The sequence below is a fragment of the Stenotrophomonas sp. 10N36 genome (genome assembly GCF_056395005.1).
The window spans coordinates 130,861-150,784 of the sequence record NZ_JBFTIS010000011.1 but is presented as its reverse complement, the minus strand read 5'-3'; the positions used below and the strand labels follow the sequence as shown (position 1 = coordinate 150,784).

Genomic DNA, 19,924 nt, shown 5'->3' with positions numbered 1-19,924 from the left:
CCGACCAACGGTCGGCTCTACCCTGTGCGGTGAAACGGCAGCCGACCAACGGTCGGCTCTACCGGCGCGGATCCAGCGAGATCAGCCGGGTGGCATCGAGCAGCGCCGCAGGCAGATGCACGCCGCCCGGTGCGGCCAGGTAACGCGCGCGCCATTGCGGGGCGAACTTGGACTTGAAGCGGCGCAGCCCGCTGAACCCGTAGAAGCGTTCCCCGTGGCGGGCCACGATGTTGGCAAAGCGGTTCCAGCGCCCCGCCAGCCGGTGCTGGGCCAGTCCGGACAGCGGCGCCATGCCCAGCGAGAAGCGGTGGAAGCCGTTGTCGCGGCCCCACAGGAACAACTCGATGAACAGAAAATCCATGGTGCCCTTGGGCGCGTCGTCGACGTGCCGCATCAGGTCCACCGACAGTTCATGCCCGGCCGGCGCCTGCCACAGGTTGGCGAACGCCACGATGCGGCCTTCGGCCTCCACCAGCGCGACCGGGAAGCGCACCAGGTAGTCCGGATCGAAGCTGCCCAGCGAGAAGCCCTTTTCGTCGCCGGCCTTGTCGTCCAGCCACTGTTGCGAAATGGCGGCCAGTGCCGGCAGCAGCGCCGGCACCTCGGTCGGTGCGGCCACGCGGAAGCTAAGGCCACCGCGCTTGCCGCGGTTCCAGGCCTGGCGCAGGTCGGCGCGCTCGCGTCCTTCCAGGCCGAAATCCTGCAGCGGCACCATCGCCTCCTCGCCCAGTTTGACCAGGGTCAGTCCCAGGTCGAGGTAGGTCTGCCAGTAGGCTTCGCCGACCTGATAGAACACCGGGCGCAGGCCGAGCCGGTCGGCTTCCTCGCGGAAGCGCCAGATCAGGCCACGCGCCACGTCCGGCGGTCCCACCGGGTCGCCCATGGCAATCAGCGAACCACCATAGCGCTGCATCATCACAAAGCCGCGCTGGTCGGCATCACGCAGCACCGCCTTGTCGGCGGTCAGCACCAGGCAGGCCTGGGTGTCTTCGGCGGCCAGCAGGATCGGCGCAAGCGCATCCAGCGTGGGCGTATCGGCGGGCGGCAGCGGGCTGCGGGTGCTGTGCAGCAGCCGCGCCAGGCCGAAGATGGTCAGCGCGATGGCCACCACCAGCAGCGCACGCAGGGCACGCGGCGCATTGCCCTGCAGGGCGAACTGCCACCACAGCTCGTTCTGGTATTCCACGTGGCTGTAGACGAAGAACAACAGCCAGATCACCGCCACCAGCACCAGGCCCAGGTTGCGGATCCAGGGCCACGACCAGGCTTCGTCCAGCAGCGCGCCCTGGCGGTAGAACTCGCGGCGCGAGGCCCACAGCGCCATCGCCACCAGCAACGCCGAGAGGGCGATCAGCACCTGGCCGCCGCGCAGCCAGATCGGCAGCGGCGCGATCACGCAGATGCCCAGCGCCAGCATCCACGCGGCGTGGCTGCGCCGCTGCAGGCCCTGGCCGATCAGCAACAGCGCGACACCGGCCAGGCTGCCGAGCAGGTGCGAGGTTTCCAGGATCGGCAGCGAGGCGTTGAGCAGGTGCCGGCGCGGCGTGGGCAGCGTGCCGTCGATCACCAGCGCCGCGCCCACGCTGAACACCGCCAGCGCGATGATCTGCGGCAGCCACGGGCGCAACGCGGTCCAGCCGGCGCGGGTTGCCCCGGCGCCGACCCGCAGCGGCTTGCGCAGGGCCGGGCCCAGCGCCAGCAGCGTGGCCAGCAGCAGCGGCAGCACGTAGTAGGTGACCCGGTAGATCAGCGCCGCGGCCAGCACGGCGGCCGGTGCCACCTGCGGCAACAACTTGAGCAGGCTCCACTCGAACACGCCCAGACCGGCCGGCACGCTGGAGATCAGCCCGGCCAGCACCGCCACCAGGTACAGGCCGACAAAACCGGGCAGGCCGGTCGGGGTGTCCATCGGCAGCAGCACGTAGAACGCGGCGCTGGCCAGGACCAGTTCGACCACGCTCAGCGCGGTGACCCAGAGCATGGTGCGGCGGTCGGGCAGCCACAGGGCGTGGCCGCGGATGCTGAAACTGCGGCCATCGCGGCCGACCAGCAGCAGCGTGGCGGCATAGCCGAGCAGGCCGACGATGCCGGCCACACGCACCGCCTGCACCGATACCGGCAACGCCAGCGCCGCCGCGCCGGGCTCCAGCACGAAGGCCAGGGCGAGCAGCAGCCAGGCACCGAACACGAAGCCGAGCGTGCTCATCAGCACCACCTGGCCAATTTCGCCCAGGCTCAGCCCGGCGCCGCCGTAGCCGCGCAGCCGTACCGCACCGCCGGTGAGCGCGGCAAAGCCCAGGGTCTGGCCCAGTGTGTGCGCCAGGAAGGCGGTGATGCCCACGCGTGCCGGATGCAGGCGCTTGCCACTGCGGCGCAGGCCGATGGCATCAAAGCCGATCAGGCAGGCGTAGCTGGCCAGGCCCAGCACCACGGTCAGTGCAATCTGCCCCGCGCCGAGATGGCGGAAGGCCTCGCGGATGGCACGGTAGCCGTGTTCGTCGAATTCGCTGGCCAGCCCGCGCAGGGCCAGCGCCAGGATCGCCAGGCTGAAGATGACGGTGGCGGCACGGCGCCAGGCGAGGCGGGCCGGTGCGGGAGCAGGGGTTGTTTCGGTCATCGGTGAAGCGTGCTCCGGGGCGGGCGATGAAAGAGTCAAGACAGGCGGTGCGGTGGTGCGCGCGCATCGTGCGCCTGATGCGCACGCTTGCCAAGGGTGTGCGCTGTGCCTGCCGTGGCGGCAATGATCCGGGGCAAGGACAGGCTCACACCGCATCGGTGACAATGGCCCATCACCCAGAGGAGCCATCGCCATGTTGGAACGTTTCGACGTCGGTCCGCGCATGTCTGAAATGACCGTGCACAACAAGGTTGCCTATCTGTCCGGGCAGATCCCGGAAGACACCAGTCAGGACATCACCGGCCAGACCCGGCAGGTGCTGGCAGAGATCGACAAGCTGCTGGCCCTGGTGGCCAGCGATAAGCAGCACGTGCTGCGCGCGGAAGTATTCCTGGCCGACATCAACGACTTCGCCGGCATGAACGCCGCGTGGGATGAGTGGGTGGTGGCGGGCATGACGCCGGCGCGCGCGACGGTGGAAGCCAAGCTGGCCGACCCGAGCTGGAAAGTGGAGATCGTGATTACCGCTGCGTTGCCGTAAACAGCAGCATGTAGAGCCGGGCTCTGCCGCGCCACGGGAACCGATGGGCGCCGTGATGCTCGACGCATCGCTATGCGCCCATGCGTCACCGCTCTCGCGGTGCATGTAGAGCCGGGCTCTGCCCGGCTGTTCGCCGGCCATGCAAATTCAACAGCAGCCGGGCAGAGCCCGGCGCTACGGGCGTGTGCCGCGATCAACGTCCGGCGTTACCGGGCGGGTGCTGCGATCAATTCGATGCAATCCACCGGACACGGGGGAATGCACAGCTCGCAACCGGTGCACAGGTCGGGCAGGACGGTGTGCATGTACTTGGCACCGCCCACGATGGCGTCCACCGGGCAGGCCTGGATGCATTTGGTGCAGCCGATGCAGTCGGCTTCGACGATCAGCGCGACCTGCGCGGGTTTGTGTGCGCCGCGGCTGCGGTCGAACGGCAGCGCGGGCACGCCCAGCACATGGGCCAGCGCACGGGCGCCGTCGTCACCGCCCGGTGGGCAGTGGTCGACGCCGGCCTCGCCACGGGCCATGGCCTGCGCATACGGGTAGCAGCCGTCATAGCCGCACTGGCCGCATTGGGTTTGCGGCAACAGGCGGTCGAGGCGTTCGATCAAACTGGCGGTGGTGCTGGGCATGCGTGGCGTCGGCTGCGCGGGGCGTTATTTGAGGGGTTTACCGCGATACCAGCGGTCATGGGCGAGCGCCAGCATCGGCCGGTCTTCGCGGCTGTCGCCGTAGGCGTGGATGCGCTGGAAGCGTGACAGGTCGTAGCGTTGGCGGATGTGTTCAACCTTGCGCGGGCCACAGTCGCCGTCGGCATAGCGCCCGGTCAGGCGGCCGTCGTGGCTTTCCAGCCGGTTGCAGATCAGGCCCAGCCCCAGCGATTCGCACCACGGCCGCAGGTACAGGTCCAGCGAGCCGGACACGATCACCACGGTGTGCCGTTGCTGCAGGTGCCAGCGGATCTGTTCGAGCATCTGCGGGCGCACCACGCCGGGCAGCACGTCGCGGGCATAGCCGGCGGCCTGGGTGGCGATATCCTCGCTGTGGCGGTTGCTGAAGGTCAGCCGGGTAACGCGGGCGCGGATGCGTGCGGCCGAGATCAGCTTGAGCCGGTAGGCCAGCAACCACGGACCCACTTTCCACCAGGCCTGGGCCAGTTGTTCAGGGGTGGCCACGCGGCGCAGGAAACGGCCGTAGGTGTCGCAGGTGGTGACCGTGTGGTCGAAATCGAACAACGCCAGTTCCAAACCGCACCTCCGTCCGTGCAGGCCAGCAAGCGGGGACGGCGGCAGCGCCGCCCCCGGATGCGATCAGCGTACCGGCATGCCGGGCTGGGCGCTGCTGTCGGCGTCGAGCAGGGCCAGGTCGCCGCCGTCGAAGCCGGCCGACAGGATCATGCCTTCGCTCAGGCCGAAGCGCATCTTGCGCGGGGCCAGGTTGGCAATGAAGACCACGCTGCGGCCGACCAGCTTCTCCGGCTCGCCGTAGCTGGCGCGGATGCCGGAGAAGATCTGGCGCTTGCCCAGGTCACCGGCGTCCAGTTCGAAGCGCAGCAGCTTGTCCGAGCCGTCCACGAATTCGCAGACCAGGACCTTGCCGATGCGCAGGTCGAGCTTGGCGAAGTCGTCGATGCCGATGTAGGCCGGGCCGTCGGCAGGTGCGGCGGGCACCGCCGGTGCCGGTGCGGCAGCCGGCTTGGCGGGCTTGGCCGGGGCAGCCGGGGCGGCAGCGGCGAGGGTGTCCTTGGAGGCGTCGGTCATGGCGTCGATCATTTTCGGGTCAATCCGGGTGAACAGCGGGGCATACACGGCAATGGTGTGCGCGGTGAGCGGGCGGGCGATGTCGGTCCAGTCCTGCACGGGGGCGGCCAGGAACGCGTCGGCCTGGGCGGCGGTGGCCGGCAGGATCGGCTTGAGCGCGGTGACCAGCACGCGGAACAGGTTCAGGCCCTGGGTGCAGACGGCCTGCAGCTGCGCCTCGGCGCCCTCCTGCTTGGCGATCACCCACGGCTTCTGGTCGTCGATGTAGCGGTTGGCTTCGTCGGCCAGGGTCATGGTCAGGCGCACGGCGGCGGCCGGGTCGTTGCGCTCGTACGCCTCGCGGATGGGGGCGAGGGCGGCGACGAAGCGGTCGTACTGGGCGGCATCGGGCAGGCTGTCGGCCAGGCGGCCGTCGAAGCGCTTGCTGATGAAGCCGGCGCAGCGGCTGGCCAGGTTGACGAACTTGCCCACCAGGTCGGCGTTGACGCGTGCGGTGAAGTCGCTCAGGTTCAGATCGAGGTCTTCGACGCCGCCGCCGGACTTGGCGGCGAAGTAGTAGCGCAGGGCCTCGGCTTCCAGGCCGACGTCGAGGTAGGTGCGGGCCATGACGAAGGTGCCACGCGACTTGGACATCTTGGCGCCGTCGACCATCAGGTAGCCGTTGACGTGCAGGCGGGTGGGCGCGCGGTGGCCGGTGCCGTGCAGGACGGCCGGCCAGAACAGGCCGTGGAAGTTGACGATGTCCTTGCCGATGAAATGGTGCAGTTCGGTGCTGGTGCCGGCGCGCAGGTGGGCGTCGAAGTCTTCGCCGTTCTTGTCGCACAGGGTCTTGAAGCTGGACAGGTAGCCGATCGGGGCATCCAGCCAGACGTAGAAATACTTGCCGGGTTGGCCGGGGATTTCAAAGCCGAAGTAGGGGGCATCGCGGGAGATGTCCCAGGCGCGCAGGCCGCCGTCGGCATTGAGCCATTCGCCGAGCTTGGCCTTGACGCCGGGCAGGGCGACGTCGCCGGCGAGCCACTCGCGCAGGAAGGCGTCGAAGTGGCCGACTTCGAAGAAGAAGTGTTCGGAGTCGCGCATTTCCGGGGTGGCCCCGGAGATGACCGAGCGCGGGTCTTTCAGTTCGGTGGGGGCGTAGGTGGCGCCGCACACTTCGCAGTTGTCGCCGTACTGGTCCGGGCTGCTGCAGACCGGGCAGATGCCCTTGATGTAGCGGTCGGGCAGGAACATGCCTTTGGCAGGATCGTAGAACTGGGCCACGGAGCGGCGCGCGATGTGGCCTTCGGCCTCAAGCTTGAGGTAGAAGGCTTCGGTGAGCGCTTTGTTGGCGGCGGAGTTGGTGGAATCGTAGTGGTCAAACTGGACGCCGAAGGCGGCAAAGTCGCGCTCGTGGCTGGCCTGGATGTTGGCGATGAAGGCTTCCGGGGTGACGCCGGCCTTTTCGGCGGCGAGCATGATCGGGGTGCCGTGGGTGTCATCGGCGCAGACGAACCAGGTTTTGCCGCCGCTCATTCGACGCGCACGCACCCAGATGTCCGCCTGGATGTAGCCGACCAGGTGGCCCAGGTGCAGGGGGCCGTTGGCGTAGGGCAGTGCGGTGGTGACTAGAGCGGTGCGGGTCATGGTCTGCGTTGTTGCCTTGGGGACCGGGGATTATCGCATGGAGGGGGTGGGCGCCTGCGGCGGGCTTTTTTTTCGAAGCCGGAGCCAGGGCCAGAGCCAGAGCCAGGGCCACAGCCAGAGCCACAGCAACAGCAACAGCAACAGCCGAAGCCTATTGACCGGTCTGCTGGGGGAGGTCTGGGGTGGGTGAGGCCGCGGGGCACGCTGCAAGTACGTCCGTGTAAGCTCCGCCACCGCATCCATGCGGTGGAGGGCCCCGCAACCTCACCCACCCCAGCCCTTCCACAGTTGGCTGGTGTGCAGGGGAAAGGCGGGTGGGGCGGGAGGCGAAGCGGACCGGACCAGGCCAGACCGAGCCATGACGGACCGAATCGAAATGGGCTGCGCTTCTGCTTGCCGAAGCCCGAGCCAGAGCGGTTTGGTTCGGGGTGTGGGGGAGAGTAGAAATGCAAAAGGCCGAAGCGGCGCAGCCGCTTCGGCCTTCTTCCTCTTCCCAACCGGCGATGCACATGCCTGGAGGGCGAGGCGGGTTAACCCCCACCGGGACCGTCCACGGCATGGATGCCGTGGACGAGCCCCCAGGGGTGAGGGCGGATTGCTTGCGAGGCATTGCCTCGCATTCGCCCGAACGCCCAGCCGCCAGCGGCTGGGCCGGCCCGCGGAGCGGGGTTCACGGCGTGTCCCGGTGGGGGTTAACCCGCCTCGACCACACCATTGAAATGACTAGACAAACAGCGCCAAATTACTCACGAACCCATGTCTGGGAGCGGCAGATGAAGGCGATGCAGCCGGAGACGTCGAGCTTGGCGCCGCCGGTCTGCAGCTTGACCTTGGACTTGTAGGTCTTGCCGTTGGCCGGGTCCAGGATGGTGCCGCCGGACCAGGCGTTGGCGCCGTCGGCCTTCAGGTTCCACAGGATGGTCATGCCCTTGACCGGCTTGTTCTTGTTGGCGCCTTCGCAGCCGTCGCAGACCGGGTTGGGGCCCTTGTCCGAATGCAGGATGTCCACGACCTTGCCGGTCAGCGCGCCGTTGGCGGCCTGGGTGATCTCCACGATCGACTTCACCTTGCCGGTCTTGTCGTCGATGGTCTTCCAGCGGCCAACCGCACCGTCGGCGGCGCTGGCCGACATCGCGGCCAGCATCAGCGGCAGCGCCAGCAACAGGGTCTTGAAAGTCTTGCGCATGTTCCCCTCCCAGGGATGTCGGTGAAAGCCGGCGCAGTGCCGGTACAGGCCGACTGTATACCCATTCGCCGGGGTATGGGCAACGGGCTCAGCCGATTTCGTACAGCTCCAGCGGCAGCTCGTCCGGATCGGCGAAGAAGGTGAAGCGGCGGCCGGTGTACTCGTCGGTGCGGATCGGTTCGCACACCACGCCGGCGGCCGCCAGGCGCGCGATCATCGGTTCCAGGGCCGCTACCCGGAAGGCCAGGTGGCGCAGGCCCTGGGCCTCGGGGCGGCTGGGCCGGGGCGGGGCGCCGGGGAAGGAGAACAGTTCCAGCTGGCTGCCGTCGGGCAGGGCCAGGTCCAGCTTCCAGGAATCGCGTTCGGCGCGGTAGTTCTCGTCCAGTATCCGCAAGCCCAGTACCTGGGTGTAGAAGGCCTTGGAACGGGCGTAGTCGGCGCCGATCACGGCCACGTGGTGGATGCCGAGCAGCGGGGTGTCGGTGGGAGGCGTCAATGCAGGGTGTCCAGCCAGCGCTGGGCGATCTGCAGCGCCAGCGGATAGGGTTCGGGGCCGTCGCGGTTGGTCAGGATGATCACCGTCAGATGCTGGCGGGGATAGCGCAGGATCACGTTGCGGAAGCCGATGCTCTCCCCGCTGTGCCATTGCGCGTCTCCGTTGAGCCGCCAGCCGAAGCCGTAGAACGGAACGTCCGGCTCGTTTGTGCGCGTGGCCGGGGCGAAGGCCTGGCGCAGGGAGGCGGTCGTGAGCAGGCGCTGGTCGTACAGCGCCGCGTCCCACCGGGCCAGGTCGTCGAGCGAGGAATAGATGCCGCCGTCGCCCAGCACCGCGCTGGTCGGGCTCTGGTCGGTGCGCTGCCAGCGCCCGTCGAGCGGGCTGTAGCCATACGCGCGCCGGGCCACGTCGTCCACGCCGTCCTGGTGGGCCACGGTGTCGCGCATGCCCAGCGGCTGGAAGATCCGTGTGCGCAGGAACGTGGCGAAATCCTGGCCCGATGCCTTGGCCACCACCAGCGCCAGCAGCGCATAGCCGCTGTTGCTGTACCGGTACTGGCTGCCCGGGGCGAACAGGGTGCGGTCCTGGGCCTCCAGCAGGTGCAGCACGTCGATGTCGTGCACCTGCGCGGTGGCCGTGGCGGGCATCAGGTCCTCGTAGTCGAGCAGGCCACCGGTATGGCTGAGCAGGTGGCGCAGGGTGATCCCGTCGGCGGCGGCCGGCAGCGAGGGCAGCCAGCGTTTGAGCGGGTCGTCCAGGCGCAGCGCGCCGTCTTCGGCCAGCAGCAGGATCGCCGCGGCGGTGAACTGCTTGCTGACCGAGGCCAGGCGGAAGTTGGTCCGGGCGGTCACGGCCGTGTGGTCTTCGACCACCGCCAGCCCGTAGCCGCGCTGGAACACCGGCTGGCCATCGTGCAGGACCAGCACCGCCGCGCCCGGCACCTGGCCGTCGTAGCGCTGCAGCAGCGCGTCGATACCGGGGTCGGGCGGCGACAGCGCCGGCGCTGCCGTCGCGCCGCCTGCCGCCAGAAGGCCCAGCCAGACCAGGCTGCCGGCCATCAGCCTGCTGCGGTAACGCCGGCGATCAGGCGGTTGCATGGCCGGCTCCGTGCATGGGTCAGGGGGTCGCCGCGGGCGCCGGGGTGCCGGCCGTCTCGGCCGCGATCCAGCGGGTCATCTTGGCGTCCAGGATATCCAGCGGCATCGAGCCGTCGCGCAGGATTTCCTCGTGGAAACGGCGCAGGTCGAAGCGCGGGCCCAGTGCGGCCTTGGCGCGCTCGCGCAGCTCCACCATCTTCAATTCGCCCAGGCCATTGGGCAGGGTCTGCCCGGGCAGGGCCATGAAGCGCTCGACTTCCGCGGTGGCATCTTCGGTGGGCATGTCGGCGGTCTTGACCAGGTAGTCCACCGCCTGGCGCTTGCTCCAGCCCTGCGCATGCACGCCGGTGTCGGCGGCCATGCGGGCGGCGCGGGTCAGCGCGGCCTGCAGGTAGCCGATGCGCTCATACGGGTCCTGGTACACGCCCAGCTGCTCGCCCAGCGATTCGGCATACAGGCCCCAGCCCTCGATGAAGGCGATATCACCGCCGAGGCGACGGAAGCGCGGCAGCTTGTCCAGCTCCTGTTGCAGGCCCAGCTGCACGTGGTGGCCAGGAATGCCTTCGTGCAGGAACTGCATCGGTGCCGACCAGCGGCGGCGGGTGGGCAGGTTGGCGGTGTTGACGTACAGGATGCCCGGGCGCATGCCATCGGGCAGGGGCGGCTGGTAGGCCACCGCCGACGCGCTGGCCGCACGTTCGGGTTCCACCGCACGCACCTCCAGCGGCGCCTTCGGCAGGGTGCCCAACAGGGCCGGCAGGCGGCTGCCCACCTGGGCCTGCAACTGCTTGTAGCGGGTCAGCAAGGCCTCGCTGTTGGCGTACTGGAAGCTGCGGTCGGTGCGCATGTTGCGCAGCACTTTCTGCTGCGACCCGCGGATCTTGTTGTCCTTGAGAGTCGCGGTGATCTGCGCCTGCAGGCTGGCCACGCGCTGTTCGGCCACGGCGTGGATCTGTTTGGCGTCCAGGGTGGCGGCGGTGCTCTGCACGATGTTCTGGGTGTACCAGGCCTGGCCGTTGGGCAGCGCGCCCAGGCCATCGCTGGTGCGCGTGGCGGGCAGGTATTCGGTGGCGATGAAGCCGCGCAGGGCGCGGTAGGCCGGCATGATGCGGTACTCGATCATGCGCTTGTATTCGGCGGTGATGCGCGCCTTGTCCGCCTCGGGGAAATCCTCGGGCATGTTGCGTACCGGGGCCCAGAAGATGCTCTCCTCGGCGGTCGGCTTGATCACGGCATCCAGCTGCGGCAGCACCTTTTCCATCAGGTCGCGCGGCTGCACCACGCCGGCCTTCATGCCGTCGCGCATGTTGGCCACGGCCTGGTCGAACAGCGGCGCGATGCCCAGCGAGCGCTTGGACCAGCTGTCATAGTCGGCCACGGTATTGAAGGGCTGCGCGCCCGAGCCGGAGCCTAGGATGGCCATGATGCTGCCCAGGTTGTAGTACTGGCTGACCGGCAGCATCCAATTGGGGTACTTCTCGGCGGCCAGCGACATGCGCGCATCGCGCACGAAGATTTCGTAGCTGAGCAGGTCCTGCCCGGTCAGGCCATCGGTGCCGATCTTTTCGACTTTGCCCAGCCATTCCACGGTGAAATCATGCGACTGCTGGCGGTAGGCCGCCGACAGGATGTTGGGCAGCTGGTCGTTGTGGCGGGCATCGCCCTGGAAGGTGGCCTGCAGCGGGTTGAGCCGCATCGAGGCATCCCAGTATTCATCGTAGATGCGGTTGAGCTGGGCGGCCTTGCTCTGCTGGCGGACCAGCGGCTGGCGCGTGGGCGCGGCGGCCGGACGTGCGCGCGGCTTGGCCTTGGGCTTGGCGGCAGAGCGGGTCTGCGCGGCAGCCGGCCGGTTGGCCTTCTTCTTGGCAGCTTCAGCCGGTGCGGCGCTGCCGAACAGCAGCAGGGCGGCGATGGCGAGCGCCAGGGCGCGGGCGGGATGGGGCATCGGCGGTATCCGTAAAACACACAGACCCGGGAGCTTGCCCGATCCGTGCGCATACGGCCAGCGCCGGCCCCTGGTCAGTTTCGTGCGGTACGGGCCTCAGTCAGCTGCGGCATCGGCCCGCAGCTGCGCGGCGCGCTCGGCGCCCAGGTAGCGGGTGATGGCGCGCCGCATCAGGTACAGCAAGGGAATCAGGGCGATGGCAAAGCCCATCTTGTAGACATAGTTGACACTGCTGACCGCCAGGAACAGCGCGGTGGGCCACTGCTGCGGGCCCAGCACGAACGCGATCCAGATCACCACGAAGCTGTCCACCAGCTGCGACACCGCCGTGGAGCCGGTGGCGCGCAACCAGACGTGGCGTTCGCCGGTGGCCCGGCGGATGCGATGGAAGATGGACACATCGATCAGCTGCCCGACCAGGAACGCCACCAGCGACCCGGCGATGGTCCACATGCCCTGGCCGAATACCGCCGCGAACGCGGCCTGGTAGTCGGGCACGCCATGGGCGCTCATCGAGGTGACCCACCAACTGGCCGGCACCAGCGAAATCGCGGCGAAGGCGAACAGGAAGCCGTAGCTGATCAACACCGCCGCCAGCCACGAGATGAACTTCACCCCGCGGCGGCCAAAGAATTCGTTGATGGTGTCGGTCATGATGAACACCACCGGCCACAGCAACGTGCCGGCGGTGAAACTGAGCGAGCCGGTCTGGCCGAACAGGTTCCAGTTGAACGGTGCCACCCCGAGGGTGTCTTCGAGCGCGAAGATCTTCACCCCGATCAATTCGGCCAGCACCGCGTTGGCGCAGAAGAACGCCGACAGCGCGATGAACAACAGCACCGCGCGGTCCTGCAGCGGCCGCGCGCTCACCTCAGCGGTCGCCGGCGCGGGTGAATGGCACGCTTTCCGGCGCGACAGCACCGCCGGAGATGATGAAGCTCATCGCCTGGTCAACGGTCCAGTCGGTAGGGGTCAGCAGTTCCACCGGCACGATTTCCAGGTAGCCGGAGGTGGGGTTGGGCGTGGTCGGCACGTACACCGCGGCCAGCTCGCGGTCGGTGCCCTGTTCGCGGATCACCCGCGTGACCAGGCCCACCGACTTCATGTCACGGTGCGGGAAGTCGATCAGCACCACGCGCTGGGTGCTGCCCGGTTCGGTCTGCAGCATGTCCAGCAGCTTCTTGGCGCTGTCGTAGATGATGCTGGCCAGCGGGATGCGCTTGATCACCGCGCCGAACCAGCGCAGCAGGCGCTGGCCGATCACCCGGCGGCTGAGCACGCCCACGCTGAGGATCACCAGCAGGGTGGCGGCCAGGCCGAACACGTTCTGCATCCATTCCACTTTGACCCAGCCCAGGTAGTGCGGGAACGAGGCGGCGATCTGCTCGGACAGGGGCACCACCACCGGGCTGGAAATGCCCGACAACAGCACGAACACGAATTTGACCACCACCCAGGTCAGCCAGATCGGCAGCAGGGTCAGCAGGCCGGTCAGGAACAGGCGCTGCAGGGAGGGACGCGGAACGAGTTGGGGGGCTTCGGGCGACATGACGCATTGTAGCGGTGCGGCCGCCCGGATTACCCTGCCTGCCGCTGCAGGGAGCGGCGCATGGAGGGAATGCTGTGTTGAAGGGATTGAAGTGGGTGGGTGTGACCGTGGTGGGTGTGGGTGGGCTGCTCGGCCTGGTGCTGCTGGTGTCGTGGTTGCTGCCGGTGCCGGCCGAGGAACGCCGGGCGCTGCAGGCCATGGAGGCGGGGTTGCCCGCGATGGCACCCGAGCGCAATGCGTTCCCGGCGATCTGGCTGCTGGACCATGACGGCATGACGCCGGCGCAGGTGCAGGCACAGACCGCTGAGGATGCGCGCCGTTGGGCGCCGGGCCCGGCCCGCGGCGCAGCGCCGGCCGACGATGCCGTGGCGGTCGAAACGCATGTTGCGAAGGTCACGCCGGCCACCGGCTGGTGCAGGCGCGATGTCAGCGCCTGTCTGGCCGCGGTACGTGCCGACGCCGATGCGGTCGCGCAGGCCCATGCCGGGCATGACGGGCTGCACGCACGGATTGCGGCGCTGGGCGAGGACGATCACTACCGTTCGCTGTTCGTACCCGACACGGCGATGCCGTTCCCGGCGTTCCAGGTGCTGATGGAGCGCACCTCGTGGCATGCGCTCGCGCACGTGCGCGGCAACAGCACCCAGGCGCTGCAGGGCACCTGCGAGGACATCCGCACCGGGCGCATGCTGATGGCCCGTAGCGACAGCCTGCTGGTGGCGATGGTGGGGTCGGCGATGGCCGAGCGCAACGCGGGCCTGTTCACCGAGATCCTGGCCGAGCTGCCTGCGGGGGCCGCCGTCCCGGCGCCGTGCCGACAGGCGCTTGTCGCCCCCACGGTGGCCGAGCTGGACCTGTGCCTGCCGATGCGCGGCGAGTTTGCGTTCGTGCGGGCGGCGATGGCCAACCAGCCGGCGCTGGAGCAGGCGCAAGGCTGGTTGCACGACGAAGGCAAGACCCAGGCCCGCAATGCCTGGCAGATGTCGCGTACCTGCAGCACTGAGGTGCAGGCGCAGATCCGCGACGATCGCCCCGTGCAGCTGCCCGCGCCGCCGTCGGTCTGGTCATTGGCCTGCGTGGCCAACGCGGCCGGCTGCGTGGTGATGAACATCAGTGCGCCGGTCTACGCCGGCTACCCGCCTCGCATGCAGGATGCCGGCGCCCAGCTGCGGCTGGCGGGGGCGATGCTGTGGCTGCATGGGCAGCCGCGTGGGCAGACCGACGCGCTGACCCATTTGGCCGCGATGCCGCAGGCGCTGCGCAGCACGCAGCGCCCGCCGCAGCTGAGCGCCGATGGGCAGCGGGTGCAGGTGCCGCGGTACGGCCGCGCGGGCGATGGCGGGCCGCCGTGGGTCAGCGCAGCGCTGCCGCAGGCGTGGCGCGCGCACTGAGCGGCGTGGTCATGGCAGTGGGTTGAACGCCGCGCCGTCGCCGATGCTGTCCAGCGTCCAGCGCTGCGTCGAGGCCAGTTTCTCCCAGCCCACCTGCTCGCCATCCGTCTCGATGCTGCCGCTTGCGCGGCGTATTTTCGCGGTGGAGTAGTTGATGCTCACCGATTCGGTCTGGCCCGAATTGCGCATCATCGTGTCACTGTCGTAGCCAATCAACGCGAACGCGTCGTGCTGCCAGCGGAAGGTGAAGCGGGTGGACCCGGTGGCCCAGCTGCCGGCGTTGGAGAAGGCGTACAGGCCCACCTGCAGCGTGCCGCGCACGATCGACACGCCGCCGGCACCGTCTTCGAACACGTCCGACAGGTTCGGGTACTCGTGGCGCGGAATCAGCTGGTGGTTCTGCGCGGCCAGCGCATAGCTGCCATCCGGCCGTGCCCAGGCGATGGCGAGCAGGCGCGGGTTGCTGTCCAGCGGGCTGATGCCCATGCCGTCGTGTTCAAGCACGTTGCGGGGATCCTGCTGGCGCAGCACCAGCACCAGGTCGGCACGCCGGTCGGTGTTGAGGTCGCCGTCCAGCCGCTGTTCAATGCGCCAGCCGCGCGGCACGAAGCCGTTCGCATCGGCGGCGGTGGCCGGTAGCGTCGGATAATCCACCGGCGGTATGTCCAGTGCGTGCGCAAGCGCCGGCAGGCACAGCAGGGGCAGGGCGATAAGCAGGGTGCGCATGATGCAGGGGCCGACGTTGGGGGCGCCGAGCATAGCAAGCACGCCGCGTGCTCAGCCCTTGCGGGCGCCGCCGTTGCGCGCGTCCGGCTTCAGCCGCAGGTACACCTGCTTGCGTACCCGCGCGACCACCTCGCCCTGTGCGTTGAGAATGTCGTTGCTGAACCAGTGCAGGTATTTTTCGCCACCGGCCGTGGCGGCACGCAGCTGGTCCAGCAGCGCGTCGTCCAGATGGAATTCCGCACGCACCGTGCCGCGGCCCGGTTTGAGGAACTCGATCTCGCCGGCCCGGTCCCACACGTAGTAGTCGCGGCCCAGGTTGTGCATCACGGTGAGCATCCAGAACGGATCGGTCATCGCAAACAGGCTGCCGCCGAAGTGGGTGCCCACGTAGTTGCGGTTCCAGGGGCGCATGCGCAGCTCGACGCGCACGTGGCGGTAGTCGGGGCTGACCTCGGTGACGTGGATACCGGTGAACAGGAACGGCGGCCACAGGTTCATGCCGTGGCGGAACACGCTGGCTTTCATCGGGTCGACCCAGGTTGCGAACGAGGGGCGCAGCTTACCATTCGCAAGCGTATGGTGGCGTGGTCAGTCGCCGTCGTCGGCGATGTAGCCGTCGCGCCCGGCGGCCTTGGCCTTGTACAGCGCCGCGTCGGCGCCTTCGAAGAAGTGCCGCGGTTCGCTGCGGGCGGCAGGCACCCGCGTGTACACGCCCACGGTCAGGGTGATGTGGACGCGTTGCCCGTGTGCACCCGGCACCTCCAGCAGGCGTACCCGTGCCAGCAGGTCTTCGATCACCTGCACCGCACCGTCGGACGCGGTATCGGGCAGGATCAGCGCGAACTCGTCGCCGCCGAAACGCGCGGCCATGTCGCGCGGTCGCCGCGCGTGCGCGCCGATCTCGGTGGCGATCAGGCGCAGGACGTTGTCGCCGGCCTGGTGGCCATGCATATCGTTGTGGTGCTTGAAGTGGTCCACGTCGATCAGCACCAGGCTCAGCGGGCGGCCACTGCGACGCCCGGCGTCGTGCTCCTGCTGCAGGGTCTGCTCGAAACGCAGGCGGTTGCCCAGCCCGGTCAGTGCATCGCTGTTGGCCTGGCGGCGCCACGCGCTGATCCGCCACAACACCCACGCGCAGATGACGGCCAGCATGCCGGTCAGCGCCGCAGCGGGGGCAAACCAGAGGTTGCCGGCGCGCAGCAATACGAAGCTGAGCAGAAGGGTGGACGGCAAGGCCAGCAGCGCGCTGGCCGATGCCCGGGGCAGCGACAGGCCCAGGCAGCACAGCGCCACCAACAGGCCGCTGAGCAGGTCCCGCCACAGCGTGGGTGGCAGGGTGATGACCTTGTCGGTGAGCAGCATGGAGGCGACGTTGGCCTGGTACTCGCTGCCACTCATCCAGCGCTCGCGCGTGGTCGGGGTGAGCAGGCGCGGGGCGATGCCGCTGGCGGTCATGCCCACCAGCACCAGCCGCCCGCGCAGCAGCGCCGGGTCGACGTCGCCGTTGAGCAGGTCCACGTAGGACACCTGCGGAAACCGTTCGGGTGGGCCGGCGTAGCGCACCCGCACGTAGTGATCGCGTCGCCACTGATACGGCGAGGACTGTCCCGGGTCCGGATCGCGCAGGCCGGGCAGCGGGCCGCGCGCGTCGGCCAGCGCCAGCCCGAGGGCGGGCCAGTGCGGTGAGCCGATCCCGGCGGTGAGATACAGGCCGCGTGCCACCCCGTCGGCGTCCACTTCGACATCGCTGTGCCCGAGCGTGGCCGCGTTGGCGGCGATCAGCGGGATGGGCAGCAGTTCCTCGGCCATGTTCGGGCCACTGGCCGGTGCGGCCAGCACCGGCAGCACCACGCGGCCGTTGCGGCGGATCGCCGCCGCCAGGTCCGCATCCTGCGCCGCATCCTGGCGGTCCGGTTCGGACAGCATCAGGTCCAGCACGACCCGCGCGCTGCCGGCCTCGGTGAGGCGGTCAAGCAGGCGTGCGTGGGTCGAGCGCGGCCAGGGCCACTGCCCGATCTGCTGCAGGCTGTTGTCGTCGATCGCCACGATCAGCAGGCGCGGGTCGGGCGGGTAGTCCCACGCCCCGACATACGCATCGTAAACCGCCTCGTCCTGCTGCCAGAACCACTGCCAGTGGCTGGCGACGGCGGCCAGGCCGCCCACCAGCGCCGACAGCGCCAGCCGCTGCGGCCACGACAGTGCCAGTGGTTTCACAGCAGCAGCCACAGCAGCAGGGCGCCGCCGCCAGCGCCGTAGCAGGTGCGGCAGGGCAGCGTGACCTGCTGTGCCGGCGAGAACGGGCCGGCATAGCCGTCGTCGTCGATGTACTGCACGCGCACATGCAGGGTGCCGTGCCAGGGACGCTTGAGCGACACCTCGGGCTGGTCGACCTCGCGGTCCAGTAGTGGGGTGGCGAAATCGCCTTTGCGGTCGATCTGCACGCGGTAGCGTTGACCGGCTTCACCGGCCTGCCAGCGCAGCGTCAATTGGCCCTTGGCAGCCTGCGGGGGCTGCAGGGCGGGATCGACCGGGGCATCGGTGAGGGTGAGCGCCACCGGGTGGCCGAAGCGCCCGCGGTGGCCATTGCCATCGCGCGAGGCAACCCGCCAGAAGTACGCGCCCGGGGCCAGGTCGGTGGACGCGCGCGCATGCGGGCTGGTGCTCTGCTGCTCCAACACGGGGTCAAGGAACTGGGCATCACGCGCGATCTGCAGCACGCTGGCCGCGGCGCCGTCGACCTGGCTCCACTGGAAGCGCGGCCGCGCGCTGTTGACGGTTTCCTGGTTGACCGGGCGCACCGTCAACGGCGGCGGCGGTTGATCGCGCACCTCGAAATCTTGTTCGGCGTCGAGACCTTCCACATCGTCGGCGCTGACCGCGCGGACCAGTACGCGCAGCGTGCCGGGCGCAAGGTCGGGCACGGTCAGGGTGGTGGCCGTGGTGTCCTGCGCGAACAGCAGGATCTCGGGTTGGTCGGCACGTACCACCTCCACCCGGTAATGCGCGGCACCGTCCACCGCCGTCCACGCCACGGGCGCGGGCAACGGGTCCAGGCGCAGCTGCGCCGGATCCAGCCGCGGCGCCGGCAGCAACGGCTCCAGTGCGCCCGGTCGGGTGTCCTGCGATGTGCTGCGGGTGGCCTGGCCGCGGGTGACCAGGCGTTGGCCGCGTGGGTTGCCGACCTGCACCTTGCCCTGCAGCACTTCGGTGGCCGCGCTGCGCCCGTCACCGCCGGCGCTGACCCGGAACACGGTGCCGCGCACGCTGCTGGTCGCCGTGGGCGCATCGATGATGTAGCGCGACGCCGGACCGGTGGCCGGGGTCACCCGGTTGCTGGTGCGGCCCTGTTGCAGGCGCACGCGGGTGTCGACCATGCCGGTGTGGCCGTAGCGGCTGAGCTGGTCCAGGCGCAGCCGCGAGTTCTCGCGCAGCTGCAGCCGCGAATCATCGGCAAAGACGAGGGTGACACTGGCATCGGCGCCGGTGACCAGATGCTGGCCGATCGTGAGCAGCTCGCCTTCGATTACATCGCGCAGGCCACCGCGCGCCGCGTCGCCAACCTGCACCGGCCCACGCAGGGCCAGCACCCGGGCCGGGACAGGCTGCACCGCCAGCCACGCCACCGGGAAACGCAGCTGGCTGCCCGGCGGCAACCGGTAGGGATCGCTTACGCGGTTGTGGGATTGCAGGTGTTGCCACGGTACCGACGGTTTCAGGTAGCGCGAGCCCAGATCCCACAGGGTGTCGCCGGGGCGGACCCGATAGGTCCAGTCCTGGGCCAGCAGGGGAAATGCGGAAAACAGCAGGGCTGCCACCATCAACAGGCGTGCGGGCAGCGAACAAGGGTGAAGCAAGCGGGTCGAACTCACGGTCATCTGGGCCCTGCTGGGCGGGCTCAGCCGTGCGGCCCCCATGGCCCAGACCTCATCCCCCCGAATGGATCGCGGCGTCGTGGACGCAGCGGTCGCATTATTGCCCGGGACCCGTGCAGAGTTTCTGAACGTGACTTCCGTCACATTCCATGTGGGCGAGGCGCATCCGTCCGTAGTAACTGAACACGTGGTGCCTCCTGCGCCGGATCAGAACAGCAGCGATGCCATCCGGCGGCGATAGCGGCCCACCAGGTCCTCGTCGGCAATGACCTTGAAGGCATCGATCAGCAGCTTGCGGGGCAGCCCTTCGGCGAAGGTGCGGTCGCTGCGCAGCATGGCCAGGAACTGCTCCAGCGCGGCCTCATCCTCGCCGCCCAGCAGCAACTGCACGCCGCGCAGGTGGCGGGCCTGCAGGTCATCGCCATTGGCCGCGATGCGGGCGTCCAGCGTTTCGGCCGCCGGTGCGTCCTGCAGTGCGTTGGCGAAATCCAGGCGCGCACGGGCGCGCACCGCACGGTCGTCGGTGGCGAGGTTGGCCGGCAGCGCATCGATCAACGTGCTGGCCTCGGCGGTGCCGCCGGTCTGCAGCAGGGCCAGTGCCAGGTCCAGCTTCAGCTCGTCCTTGTCCGGCTCGGCGGCGATCGCCGCGCGCAGCACGTCGACCTGGGCCTGCGGGTCCAGCGGTTCGGGCTCGGCCACCGCGTCGGCGGCCGGTTCGGCCGGGGTGACGCCGTGCTGGGCCAGGAACTCGCGCAGCTGGCCTTCCGGGATCGCACCGGGGAAGCCGTCCACCAGCTGGCCACCCTTGACCAGGAACACGGTGGGCACCGAGCGGATCTGGAACGCCGCCGCGATCTGCTGTTCGGCATCCACGTCGACCTTGGCCAGCTCGAAGGCGCCGTGGTACTCAGCGGCCAGCTTTTCCAGCATGGGCCCCAGGGTTTTGCAGGGCTCGCACCAGCTGGCCCAGAAATCGACCAGCACCGGCGTCTGCAGGGACTTCTGCAGGACCTCGGTTTCAAAGGTGGCGGTGGTGGCGTCGAAGACGTGCGGCAATTCGCTCATGGTCGGCAATCAACGATTAAAGATGTACGCAGTGTATGGGTGCGCAGGTTGCGGGA

17 protein-coding genes are annotated in these 19,924 nt (G+C 69.1%); 2 read left to right on the top strand and 15 right to left on the bottom strand.

The features are described 5' to 3' along the window. Positions 1-58: 58 nt before the first annotated feature. Complete coding sequence (gene mprF, locus AC1DCJ_RS12670) at positions 59-2,617, bottom strand: bifunctional lysylphosphatidylglycerol flippase/synthetase MprF (protein WP_314405297.1); 2,559 nt, start codon at positions 2,615-2,617, stop codon at positions 59-61. Between the two features lie 193 nt (positions 2,618-2,810). Here mprF and AC1DCJ_RS12665 point away from each other — a divergent pair, with 193 nt between their 5' ends. After that, positions 2,811-3,158, top strand: a complete 348-nt coding sequence (locus tag AC1DCJ_RS12665) for a RidA family protein (protein WP_137191547.1) — start codon at positions 2,811-2,813, stop codon at positions 3,156-3,158. A 206-nt stretch (positions 3,159-3,364) separates the two neighbouring features. Here AC1DCJ_RS12665 and rnfB read toward each other — a convergent pair whose 3' ends face one another. From rnfB to AC1DCJ_RS12620, 9 genes are all read right to left on the bottom strand, one after another. After that, the gene (gene rnfB, locus AC1DCJ_RS12660) at positions 3,365-3,790 is read right to left on the bottom strand and encodes an Rnf electron transport complex subunit RnfB (protein ID WP_478071106.1); all 426 of its coding nucleotides are present in this window, start codon (positions 3,788-3,790) and stop codon (positions 3,365-3,367) included. A 24-nt stretch (positions 3,791-3,814) separates the two neighbouring features. Next, positions 3,815-4,405, bottom strand: coding sequence for an HAD family hydrolase (locus tag AC1DCJ_RS12655; RefSeq protein WP_137191545.1), 591 nt, complete (start codon positions 4,403-4,405; stop codon positions 3,815-3,817). 63 nt (positions 4,406-4,468) lie between these two features. Then, positions 4,469-6,541 (bottom strand): methionine--tRNA ligase, encoded by a 2,073-nt coding sequence (gene metG / locus AC1DCJ_RS12650; RefSeq protein WP_478071105.1) that lies wholly within the window; start codon positions 6,539-6,541, stop codon positions 4,469-4,471. A gap of 742 nt (positions 6,542-7,283) precedes the next feature. Continuing rightward, on the bottom strand, positions 7,284-7,727 hold the full coding sequence (locus AC1DCJ_RS12645; protein WP_038687075.1) for a DUF2147 domain-containing protein: 444 nt from the start codon (positions 7,725-7,727) through the stop codon (positions 7,284-7,286). A gap of 88 nt (positions 7,728-7,815) precedes the next feature. Continuing rightward, on the bottom strand, positions 7,816-8,223 hold the full coding sequence (gene gloA2 / locus AC1DCJ_RS12640) for an SMU1112c/YaeR family gloxylase I-like metalloprotein (RefSeq protein ID WP_137191783.1): 408 nt from the start codon (positions 8,221-8,223) through the stop codon (positions 7,816-7,818). Beyond that, positions 8,220-9,281: a serine hydrolase domain-containing protein gene (locus AC1DCJ_RS12635; RefSeq protein WP_478071133.1), complete on the bottom strand. Its 1,062-nt coding sequence runs from the start codon at positions 9,279-9,281 to the stop codon at positions 8,220-8,222. Before AC1DCJ_RS12635 ends, gloA2 begins: the two co-directional genes overlap by 4 nt. A 58-nt stretch (positions 9,282-9,339) precedes the next feature. After that, positions 9,340-11,265 (bottom strand): DUF885 domain-containing protein, encoded by a 1,926-nt coding sequence (locus tag AC1DCJ_RS12630; RefSeq protein ID WP_448136272.1) that lies wholly within the window; start codon positions 11,263-11,265, stop codon positions 9,340-9,342. A 96-nt stretch (positions 11,266-11,361) separates the two neighbouring features. Further along, a complete protein-coding gene (locus AC1DCJ_RS12625; RefSeq protein WP_141058975.1) occupies positions 11,362-12,135 on the bottom strand; it encodes a queuosine precursor transporter in 774 nt (257 codons plus the stop codon). A gap of 1 nt (position 12,136) precedes the next feature. Further along, the gene (locus AC1DCJ_RS12620) at positions 12,137-12,814 is read right to left on the bottom strand and encodes a DUF502 domain-containing protein (protein ID WP_478071104.1); all 678 of its coding nucleotides are present in this window, start codon (positions 12,812-12,814) and stop codon (positions 12,137-12,139) included. Between the two features lie 74 nt (positions 12,815-12,888). Here AC1DCJ_RS12620 and AC1DCJ_RS12615 point away from each other — a divergent pair, with 74 nt between their 5' ends. Beyond that, the gene (locus AC1DCJ_RS12615; protein WP_478071103.1) at positions 12,889-14,205 is read left to right on the top strand and encodes a hypothetical protein; all 1,317 of its coding nucleotides are present in this window, start codon (positions 12,889-12,891) and stop codon (positions 14,203-14,205) included. 9 nt (positions 14,206-14,214) lie between these two features. Here AC1DCJ_RS12615 and AC1DCJ_RS12610 read toward each other — a convergent pair whose 3' ends face one another. The 5 genes from AC1DCJ_RS12610 to trxA all read right to left on the bottom strand — a co-directional run bounded on the left by AC1DCJ_RS12610 (position 14,215) and on the right by trxA (position 19,868). Beyond that, positions 14,215-14,931 (bottom strand): hypothetical protein, encoded by a 717-nt coding sequence (locus tag AC1DCJ_RS12610; RefSeq protein ID WP_478071102.1) that lies wholly within the window; start codon positions 14,929-14,931, stop codon positions 14,215-14,217. A 51-nt stretch (positions 14,932-14,982) separates the two neighbouring features. Continuing rightward, positions 14,983-15,456, bottom strand: a complete 474-nt coding sequence (locus tag AC1DCJ_RS12605; RefSeq protein ID WP_137191778.1) for a DUF4442 domain-containing protein — start codon at positions 15,454-15,456, stop codon at positions 14,983-14,985. Positions 15,457-15,519: 63 nt separating this feature from the next. Further along, entirely contained in the window at positions 15,520-17,145 is a 1,626-nt protein-coding gene (locus tag AC1DCJ_RS12600) for a CHASE2 domain-containing protein (protein ID WP_478071101.1), read from the bottom strand. Next, a complete protein-coding gene (locus AC1DCJ_RS12595; RefSeq protein ID WP_478071100.1) occupies positions 17,142-18,806 on the bottom strand; it encodes a FecR family protein in 1,665 nt (554 codons plus the stop codon). The genes AC1DCJ_RS12600 and AC1DCJ_RS12595 overlap by 4 nt, the downstream gene beginning before the upstream one ends. A gap of 204 nt (positions 18,807-19,010) precedes the next feature. Further along, on the bottom strand, positions 19,011-19,868 hold the full coding sequence (gene trxA, locus AC1DCJ_RS12590) for a thioredoxin (RefSeq protein ID WP_313426412.1): 858 nt from the start codon (positions 19,866-19,868) through the stop codon (positions 19,011-19,013). Positions 19,869-19,924: the final 56 nt, after the last annotated feature.

Coding starts and splice junctions, on each gene's coding strand:
- mprF (WP_314405297.1), bottom strand. CDS start 2,617: ATGACCGAAACAACCCCTGCTCCCGCACCGGCCCGCCTCGCCTGGCGC.
- AC1DCJ_RS12665 (WP_137191547.1), top strand. CDS start 2,811: ATGTTGGAACGTTTCGACGTCGGTCCGCGCATGTCTGAAATGACCGTG.
- rnfB (WP_478071106.1), bottom strand. CDS start 3,790: ATGCCCAGCACCACCGCCAGTTTGATCGAACGCCTCGACCGCCTGTTG.
- metG (WP_478071105.1), bottom strand. CDS start 6,541: ATGACCCGCACCGCTCTAGTCACCACCGCACTGCCCTACGCCAACGGC.
- AC1DCJ_RS12645 (WP_038687075.1), bottom strand. CDS start 7,727: ATGCGCAAGACTTTCAAGACCCTGTTGCTGGCGCTGCCGCTGATGCTG.
- AC1DCJ_RS12635 (WP_478071133.1), bottom strand. CDS start 9,281: ATGGCCGGCAGCCTGGTCTGGCTGGGCCTTCTGGCGGCAGGCGGCGCG.
- AC1DCJ_RS12630 (WP_448136272.1), bottom strand. CDS start 11,265: ATGCCCCATCCCGCCCGCGCCCTGGCGCTCGCCATCGCCGCCCTGCTG.
- AC1DCJ_RS12620 (WP_478071104.1), bottom strand. CDS start 12,814: ATGTCGCCCGAAGCCCCCCAACTCGTTCCGCGTCCCTCCCTGCAGCGC.
- AC1DCJ_RS12610 (WP_478071102.1), bottom strand. CDS start 14,931: ATGCGCACCCTGCTTATCGCCCTGCCCCTGCTGTGCCTGCCGGCGCTT.
- AC1DCJ_RS12605 (WP_137191778.1), bottom strand. CDS start 15,456: ATGAAAGCCAGCGTGTTCCGCCACGGCATGAACCTGTGGCCGCCGTTC.
- AC1DCJ_RS12595 (WP_478071100.1), bottom strand. CDS start 18,806: ATGACCGTGAGTTCGACCCGCTTGCTTCACCCTTGTTCGCTGCCCGCA.
- trxA (WP_313426412.1), bottom strand. CDS start 19,868: ATGAGCGAATTGCCGCACGTCTTCGACGCCACCACCGCCACCTTTGAA.